An 8,073-nucleotide genomic window follows, 5' to 3' on the forward strand; every position below is an offset into this window, starting at 1 on the left:
GTCCGGGGCGTTCGCTGTCGGACGCGCCGTCCCGGGTCGCTGTCAGACGAGGACGACGCAGGAGGCCGCCGGGACCTCGACGGAGCCCGCGTGCCGCGGGACGCCCGTCTCGGCGTCCACGGCGAACCAGCTGACGTTCCCGGAATGCTCGTTGGCCGCGTACAACCACTGGCCGCTCGGGTCGAGGGTGAGGTCGCGCGGCCAGCGGCCGCCGCAGCCGACGGTGGCCACCAGGGCCGCCTTCTCGCCGCTCTCGTCGAGAGTGAGCACGGAGATGCTGTCGTGGCCCCGGTTGGCGGTCCACAGGAACCGCCCGTCGTGCGCGACGACCACCTCGGACGGGTAGGTGCGCGCCGCGTCGTCGGCCGCCTCGTGCTCGGGCAGCACCGGCGTCTCGCCGAGCACATCGAGGCGGCCGGCCGCCGCGTCCCAGCGGCATACGGTGAGGGTCGGTTCCAGCTCGCCCAGGACGTAGGCGAAAGAGCCCGAGGGGTGGAAGGCCAGATGACGCGGGCCGACGCCCGGGCGCAGGGCCGTCTCACTGTGCAGGCGCAGGGCGCCGGTGGCGGGGTCCAGGGCGCAGACGCGTACCGAGTCGGTGCCGAGGTCCACGCTGACCACCCAGTTCCCGGAGGGGTCGGCGAGCACCTGGTGGGCGTGCGGGGCCTCCTGGCGGCCGGTGTCCGGACCGCTGCCCTCGTGCCGGAGCACCGAGGCCGCCGCTCCGAGCGATCCGTCGGCGAGGACCGGCAGCGCGGTGATGCTGCCGGAGGTGTAGTTGGCCGTGACCAGGTGGTTCGCGGCAAGCGCGAGGTGAGTGGGCGCATCGCCGTCAACGGCGCGGACGGTACCCAGGAGGGCTGGTACGTCGCTGTCGAGCGCGAAGGCGGCCGCGACGCCCGGGGCGCTCTCGCCGACCGCGTACAGGGTCGTGCCGGACGCTCCCGGGCCGGCCGTGAGGAACGACGGGTCGGGCACGGCATCCGTGGATCCCAGCACCGTCAGCGCTCCGGTATCCCGGTCCACGGCGGCGGCGGTGATGCCGCGCCCGCCCGCCGAGGTGAACGACCCCATGAATGCCCGCCCGGCGCTGTTGCCGATCATCGCGCTACCCCTCTTCACCGTCGCCGCGATCTTCACGGCCGACGGTAGCAGGCAGCCTGTCGCGGTCCAGACCAATGCGCGCCTCGACCGTCTTGCCGCGCTTGCACCTGTGGCGGATCCCCACCGGCCCCTTGACCGCCCTGCCGCTCCACGCCGCGGGCCGCGACGGCACGGGGCGCGACGGCACGCGTCCCCGGCCCCTCGTCGTCGCACTGCCCGAGACGCCTCACGCGGTCGACCTGCCCGGCGCGGCGCGGGCGCTCCATGTGACCGCCCGCGCCCGACGCACCCGTTACCCGGCGACGCCGACCCTGTGGGCCGCCTACCTCCACGCCGGGGCGTAGACGGGGTGTGCGTGAAGACGGGCCAGAGGTGCCAGGTCAGGAGCGGGCGAGCGCAGCGATCCTGGTCGGCAGGTGTGCCCAGATCTCAGGAGTGTAGAAGTGTCCGCCGGGCAGGACGTCGTGACGGTACTCGCCGGTCACGAGGGTCTGCCACTGTTCCGCCGTCGCGGGGTCGATCACCTCGTCGTCCGCGCCCCGCATGACCTGGAGCGGCATGCCGACGGTGGCGCCCTCGCGATGCCGGAAGGTGTCGCGGACGGCCAGATCGGCTCGCATCAGGTCGAGGGCCATCTCCTGAAGGTCGGGGTCGCCGAGGACGTGCGGCGGCAGCAGACCGAACTCCCGCATCCAGGCGACCAGTCGGTCGTCCGGGTCGCCTTGGCCGGGGAACATGTCCTGGGGGGTGAGACCCCGGACGGGCGCGTTCGCCGAGGAGACGACCAGTGCTTCGGGTACCGGGCCGCCGCGCTCCTGGATCCGGGCGGCGACGTCGAAGGCCATCCAGCCGCCCATGCTGTGACCGAAGAGGACGTACGGCCGCTCGGCCGCCACGGAGGAGACGGCGCGTACGGCGTCCTCGGCCAGTTCGTCCCAGTCCTTGGCGAACGCCTCCGCGAAACGCCCCTCGCGGCCGGGGTAGCAGACCACAGCCAGCTCGGTGTGCGGAGCCAACGCCGCGGCCCAGGGGACGTACGAGCCGGCGCCGCCGCCGCAGAAGCCCAGGCAGAGCAGAGTCCGGCGGGCGTCCGGCGTCCGTCGGGGGCGGACGACGGTGGATTCCTGGTCATCGGCGGGACGCATGTCCGCGCTCCTTCCTGGTCAACGGGAGGCTTCGGAGGCGGTCCGCAGGCTGTCGACGTAGGCGGCCAACTCGCGCAGTCTCGGATGCCGGTACACGTCCTTGGTGGCGATCACCACGCCCTCGCTCCGTTTGAGACGGCCGACCACACGCAGAGCCAGCAGCGAGTGCCCGCCGAGCGCGAAGAAGTCGCTGTCGGCGCCGATCCCGTCCCGGACCAGGACCTCCGACCAGACGGCGGCGATCAGGTCCTCCGTGCCACTCAGCGGTCGCGGGGAAGACTGCGGAACGGGGGCGGGGAGCTGTTCCGGCTTCGGCAGGGCGGCCTCATCGAGCTTCCCGTTCGGTGTGAGCGGCAGGGAGGGCAGGAGCAGGACGGCGGACGGCAGCAGGTGGTCGGGCAGCACCCGCGCGGCGTGGGCCCGCAGCCGCTCCTCGAAGGAGTCGTCGCTGTCGGTGCCGGCGCCGGTGTCCGGGCGCACCGTGCAGTAGGCCAGCAGCCTCTCACCCGCCGGACCCTCGTCGCGCACGACGGCCGCGGCGGACACCTCTGCGCAGCCGAGCAGCGCGGCCTCCACGTCTCCGAGCTCCACCCGGAAACCGCGCATCTTCACCTGCCGGTCCGCGCGCCCATGGAATTCCAGCGTCCCTTCGCCGGTACGCCGGGCTCGGTCGCCGGTGCGGTAGAGCCGGTCGCCGGGCGGGCCGAAGGGGTCGGCGACGAAGCGCTCCGCGGTCAGGCCCGGGCGGTTGACGTAGCCGGTCGCCAGCCGGGGGCCGCCGATGTACAGCTCGCCCACGCTGCCCGGCGGCACCTCCCGCAGCCGGGTGTCGAGCAGGTGGAGCCGGCTGCCCGGCAGGGCGTCTCCGAGGTGTGGCTCCGGTCCGGCGAACCGGGCCAGCGTGGCCTCGACCGTGCACTCGGTCGGACCGTAGAGGTTCAGCGCCTCTGGTCCGCCCCGTTCACGCGCGTCCGCGAGTTCGCGCCAGGTCCGCGCCGGGACGGGCTCGCCGCCCATGAAGAGCCGCATCCGCCGGCCGTCCGGGCGCGGAGCGAGCAGATGCTCGCGCAGCAGTTCCCAGTGCGAGGGCGTGAGGTCCAGGTCGGTTACCGCGAACCGGTCGAGCAGGTCGGCCAGCCGGTCGGGGGCCTTGCGGTCGTCCTCGCCGAGAACGACCAAGGTGTCGCCCCGGCAGATCCGCGCCCATTGCGCGACAGAGGCGTCGAAGGAGACGCTCGCGTTCCACGCGACCACCGTCGGTGGGCCGAAGGCGCCTGACTCCTCAAGCGCTGCGTAGAGCGAGGCGACCGCGCCTCGGGTGATCTCCACGCCCTTGGGCTGCCCGGTCGACCCGGAGGTGAAGATGACGTAGGCCGGGCTGTGCGGCCCCCCGGCGCGGCCGGCGTGAGGGTGGGCCGGGGATCCGGCCCCGGCCGGGTCCAGGACGTCCACGCCGATGCCGTCGACGGCGGACCCTCGGCCCGCGAGCAGCACCCGGACGGCGGCCTCACGGACCATGAACCCCAGCCGCGCGGCCGGGTATTCCGGGTCGAGCGGGACGTAGGCGGCGCCGATGCGCCAGACAGCGAGCAGGGCCACGACAAGGCCATGGCCGCGAGGCAGGCCGACGCCCACACGGTCGCCCGGGCCGACGCCGCGCCGTTCCAGCTCGGCGGCGAGCACCACCGAGCGGTGGTCCAGCTCGGCGAAGGTCAGTGCCCCGTCGCCGGCCTGGACGGCCGTCCGCTCCGGGAGGTTCCGGACGGTCCGGTGGAACTGCTCGATGAGATCGTGGGGCGGCTCTCCGTCCTGGGGTGAGGGACGGAGGCCTTGCACCTGTTCGGGCACCTGGATGACCTTTCGGGAACGGGGGGACGTCGTCGGTGAGGTGAGCGGGGCCAGGAACTTCGGCCGGACCTCACGCAACGACGGCTGCCGGTTCGACGGTGGGCGAGCAGTCGGCGAGCGCGACGGGCTGTCCCATGGCGACCACGATCCGGCGGTCGCCGCGGAACGGGTCCCGGCCGTGGGCGCACCGGATGTTGTCGACCAGCAGCAGGTCACCGGGTTGCCAGGGCGCGCGGAGCGTCGCCGACGCGTAGGCGGCCCGGATGTCCGCCAGGTCCCCGGCGGTCAGTCGGGCGCCGTTCCCGAAGGCGGTGTCGAACGGCAGGCCCTCAGGCCCGAACTCGTCGATCAGGGTCTCCCGGATCTCCTCGTCGAGCGCCCAGGCGTTCCAGAAGGCCAGGTGGTTGAACCAGACCTCGTCACCCGTCTCGGGGTGGGTGATGATCCCGGGTCGCACCTGGCCGGTGCGCAGGTTCCCGTCGTGCTGCCACTGGTAGCCGATGAGGCTGTCGGCGCAGTACGCCTCGACCCCGGCCCGGTCGTCGGTGCCGAAAGCTGTCCGCCAGTCGGTGGAGAGGTGGTCGGAGTAGCTGCGGGTGAGCCGCCAGCCTGTCTCCCTCATGGTGGCCCGGAGCCGCTCCGGAATGGCTTGGAGCACCGCCCGGCAGTCCGCGATCGGCGTGGCACCGCCTTCCTCGGGGGCGACCAGGCAGGCGAACAGCAGCAGACCTGGGAAGGTCAGGGTGTAGCTGTTCTCGTTGTGCATCTCGATCGACTGGGCGGCCGGCAGCTCGGTGGAGGAGTACACCCCCTGCCCGAAGTCGTTGCGAGGGGTGGCCTTTTCGCGGTACGGGGTGTCCTGGGGGATCAGGACGTCACGGATCCGCGCGAAGCCCTCCACCTCGCGGATGGGCAGTCCGCGCAGGCAGAGTGCGCCATGTTCCAGCAGCGCCCGCCGCAGCTCGGGTTGCCGTTCCGTCAGCCAGGCGGCGTCGTCGCCCTCGCCGATGCCCTCGAGCACTGCCAGGGCCGGGCGACCGGGTGCGATCTGCCAGCTGATCGCGTCTGTCTGCAGCACGTTCTGCCTCCACGTGGGTGATTGGCCGCACCGTGAGGTGCGGGGAAAGAGGCCGGCGGGCGCGGTGGCGGGCCGTCCGAAAGCTTCGGCGGCCGGCGGCCGGTCAGCGGGCCAGCCACTTGTTGAGCAGTTCGCCGATCATCCGGAGCGGCTCCCGGTGGTTCATCTCCAGGTGCCGGCAGTCGACTCCGTGGGATTCGAAGGCTCCCGCGAGGTACGGGGCCCAGGACTCGGCGGGCGGGGTGTCGGCTGGTGATCGCAGGGCGCGGAAGTACAGCACATCGCCGGAGAAGGTGCCGGAGGTCTCGTACGCGGCGTAGGCGGCGAGGTTCTCGACGGTCGTGGTCACGACGGCCGCCACCTGAGCGGGCTCCAGCATGCCGAGGACGGTGTCCCTGGCCCGCAGCAGCTCGACCAGTTCCCCATCCGAAGTCGGCCCGGGGCGGGGGCCGTCGCTGTCCAGCGCCCGCTCCCGATCCCCGTGGTCGTCTTCCTCCAGCAGGGCGTTCATCACCCATTTCCGGCTGACGGACGCCATCCGGTACTCGTGCGGCAGGGGGAACGAGTCCATCATGGCGAGGGTGGCCACCTCCTCCCCGGCGGCCTCCAGGCGGACAGCGATCGCGTGGGCGAGCACCCCGCCGAAGGACCAGCCGAGCAGGTGGTACGGACCGTGCGGCTGTACGGCGCGCATCCGGTCGGTGTGGCTGTCGGCGAGCGCGCCGAAGTCCGCCGGGGTCTCGGCGCCGACGGTGTACTGCGGGGACTGGAGCCCGATGACGGGCCGTTCGCCGTCGAGGTGGCGCAGCAGCCCGGAGTAGGCCCAGCTCAGTCCGGAGGCGGTGTGCACGCAGAACAGGGGTGCGCCGGTGCCCGGTCGCATGGTCAGAACGTGCTCCATCGGGTTGCCCCGCGTCCGGGTGGCGAACTGCTCGGCGAGCCTGGCCACCGTGGGGGCCCGGTACAGGTCGCGGATGGTCAAGGCGGCGGTGCCGGTGCCGGCGATGTCCCTGGTCCGGTCGAGGAGCATGACGGCGAGCAGGGAATGGCCACCGAGGCTGAAGAAGTTGTCGTCCACGCTCACTTCGGGGACCTTGAGCACCTCGGCGAAGATCCGGGCGAGCTCCCGTTCGACGGCCGTGCGCGGGGCGCGCGGCCCCGGCGGCGCCGGCGGTGGGTCGGTGGCGGGGCGCACGGTCGGCGTCCGTTTTCCGGGCTCCCGGGGAGTGAGCCGTGCGACGCTCCGGATGGGGGTGTCGGGGTCTGCGGTGACCTCGGCGAGGATGCCCGCCAGCCGTTCGGCCGCGGCCTGTACGGTCGGCTTCCTGTACAGGTCGGTCGCGTACTCGACGGTGATGTCCAGGCCGCTCGGCGAGCCGTCGGCGTGCCGGTGGCGGATGAACCCGAAGGTCAGATCGAACTTGGCGGTGCCGGTGCTGACGGGCTCCGGGCCGGCCGTGATACCCGGGAGGTCCGGCATGGCCTGTGCCGCTTCCTCCATGGCCAGCGAGACCTGGAAGATCGGGTGACGGCCGGTGGAGCGCTCGGGGTTGAGGGCCAGCACGATCTGGTCGAAGGGAAGTTCCTCGTGGGACCAGGCCGCGAGGTCGGCCTCCCGGACGCGTCCGAGCAGGGTGCGGAAGGATGGGTTGCCGCTGGTGTCGGTGCGCAGGACCACCGTGTTGGTGAAGTAGCCGACGAGATGTTCCAGCGCCTCGTCAGGGCGCCCGACCACGGTCGAACCGAACGGGATGTCCGGGCCGGCTCCAGAGCCCGCCAGCAGGACGGCGGTCGCCGCCTGGGCGACCATGAACGGGGTCGTGCCTGTCTCCCGGGCGACGCGTTCCAGCCCTGCGTGCACGGTGGCGGGGCAGCTCACGGTGCACGAGCTGCCCCGGAACGAGGCCGACTCGGGCCGGGGATGGTCCGGGGGGAGCGTCACTTCCTCCGGCAGGCCGGCCAGGGTCCGCTTCCAGAAGGCCAGTTGCCGGGCTGCCGTGCTGTCCGGGTCGTCCGGGTCGCCGAGCAGGTCCCGTTCCCACGCCGCGTAGTCCACGTACTGCATCGGCAGCGGATCCCATGCGAGGGGCAGGCCTTGGGCGCGGGCGCGGTACGCCTCGGCGAGGTCGCGGTAGAGCGGCGGATCGGAGGCGCCGTCGGTGGCGATGTGGTGCAGGACCAGGAGCAAGATGTGCCGCTCGGGCCCGAGGGGGAGCAAGTGGGCCCGTATGGGCGGGTCGGCAGCCAGGTCGAAGGGGAGATGGGAGAGCCGAGTGAGGTGGAGTGCGGCCTCCTCCTCATCGGTGGGCGAGGTGATTTCCAGCCGGATCGCGTCCGGACTCGGGGGCAGCACGTGCTGGTGGACGACGCCGCCCTCCAGTCGGAAGACGGTGCGCAGGCTTTCGTGGCGGTGGACGACGTCGTTCAGCGCGAGCCCGAGTGCCGTCCGGTCCACTGGCCCGTCAAGTCGCAGAGCGCTCGGCGCGTTGTAGGTCGCGGAGGGACCTTCCAGTTGGTCCAGAAACCACAGGCCCTGCTGCCTGAAGGAGGAGGGGAACATCGCTGGGGCTCCGTTTCTCTGGCTCGTCGGCTCGGCGGGCTCGGTGCGCGGTGCGCCCGGGCGCGGGCGAGTGCGAGGGCCTCCGGCGGTCAACGCTATGTGTCCGGCCCCGCGCCCACCGGCACCTGCCGAGGCAGAACGGCGGCAGCTCGGGTGGTGTGTGTCGGTCCTCGGGTCAGGAGCCCAGGTCGGGGGCGGCGCGGAGTGCCGTCGGGCCGTGGACACGCGGCGCGCGGTGGCCGGATCGAGCCATCCGCGCCCGCAGCGCCAAGCCGCCGGCGCCTTACGGGGCGGTCGTCGGCGGTGCGGCCGCGTCCCCGGGGCGGGGGCTGTCTCTT

General features: G+C 72.9%; 6 protein-coding genes. 1 reads left to right on the top strand and 5 read right to left on the bottom strand.

All coding sequences use genetic code 11. The features are described 5' to 3' along the window. Positions 1 to 42 precede the first annotated feature (42 nt). Complete coding sequence (locus CR470_RS33320; RefSeq protein WP_097871189.1) at positions 43 to 1,104, bottom strand: lactonase family protein; 1,062 nt, start codon at positions 1,102 to 1,104, stop codon at positions 43 to 45. Positions 1,105 to 1,196: 92 nt separating this feature from the next. Between CR470_RS33320 and CR470_RS33325 the strand changes: the two genes are divergently transcribed. After that, positions 1,197 to 1,448: a hypothetical protein gene (locus tag CR470_RS33325; RefSeq protein WP_143663926.1), complete on the top strand. Its 252-nt coding sequence runs from the start codon at positions 1,197 to 1,199 to the stop codon at positions 1,446 to 1,448. A 36-nt stretch (positions 1,449 to 1,484) separates the two neighbouring features. Here the strand turns inward: CR470_RS33325 and CR470_RS33330 are convergent, their stop codons facing one another. From CR470_RS33330 to CR470_RS33345, 4 genes are all read right to left on the bottom strand, one after another. Then, on the bottom strand, positions 1,485 to 2,249 hold the full coding sequence (locus CR470_RS33330; protein WP_097871191.1) for a thioesterase II family protein: 765 nt from the start codon (positions 2,247 to 2,249) through the stop codon (positions 1,485 to 1,487). A gap of 18 nt (positions 2,250 to 2,267) precedes the next feature. Further along, positions 2,268 to 4,097 (bottom strand): non-ribosomal peptide synthetase, encoded by a 1,830-nt coding sequence (locus CR470_RS33335; protein ID WP_218923797.1) that lies wholly within the window; start codon positions 4,095 to 4,097, stop codon positions 2,268 to 2,270. Between the two features lie 70 nt (positions 4,098 to 4,167). Beyond that, complete coding sequence (locus CR470_RS33340; protein WP_257139002.1) at positions 4,168 to 5,175, bottom strand: TauD/TfdA family dioxygenase; 1,008 nt, start codon at positions 5,173 to 5,175, stop codon at positions 4,168 to 4,170. A gap of 103 nt (positions 5,176 to 5,278) precedes the next feature. Continuing rightward, positions 5,279 to 7,735, bottom strand: coding sequence for a condensation domain-containing protein (locus CR470_RS33345; RefSeq protein WP_097871192.1), 2,457 nt, complete (start codon positions 7,733 to 7,735; stop codon positions 5,279 to 5,281). Between the last annotated feature and the right edge of the window lie 338 nt (positions 7,736 to 8,073).

It is taken from the genome of Streptomyces sp. rh34, assembly GCF_002551245.1.
Classification (GTDB): Bacteria; Actinomycetota; Actinomycetes; order Streptomycetales; family Streptomycetaceae; genus Streptomyces.

Excerpts from the sequence above, each read along its gene's own strand:
- CR470_RS33320 (WP_097871189.1), bottom strand. The coding sequence starts at position 1,104 with ATGATCGGCAACAGCGCCGGGCGGGCATTCATGGGGTCGTTCACCTCG.
- CR470_RS33330 (WP_097871191.1), bottom strand. The coding sequence starts at position 2,249 with ATGCGTCCCGCCGATGACCAGGAATCCACCGTCGTCCGCCCCCGACGG.
- CR470_RS33345 (WP_097871192.1), bottom strand. The coding sequence starts at position 7,735 with ATGTTCCCCTCCTCCTTCAGGCAGCAGGGCCTGTGGTTTCTGGACCAA.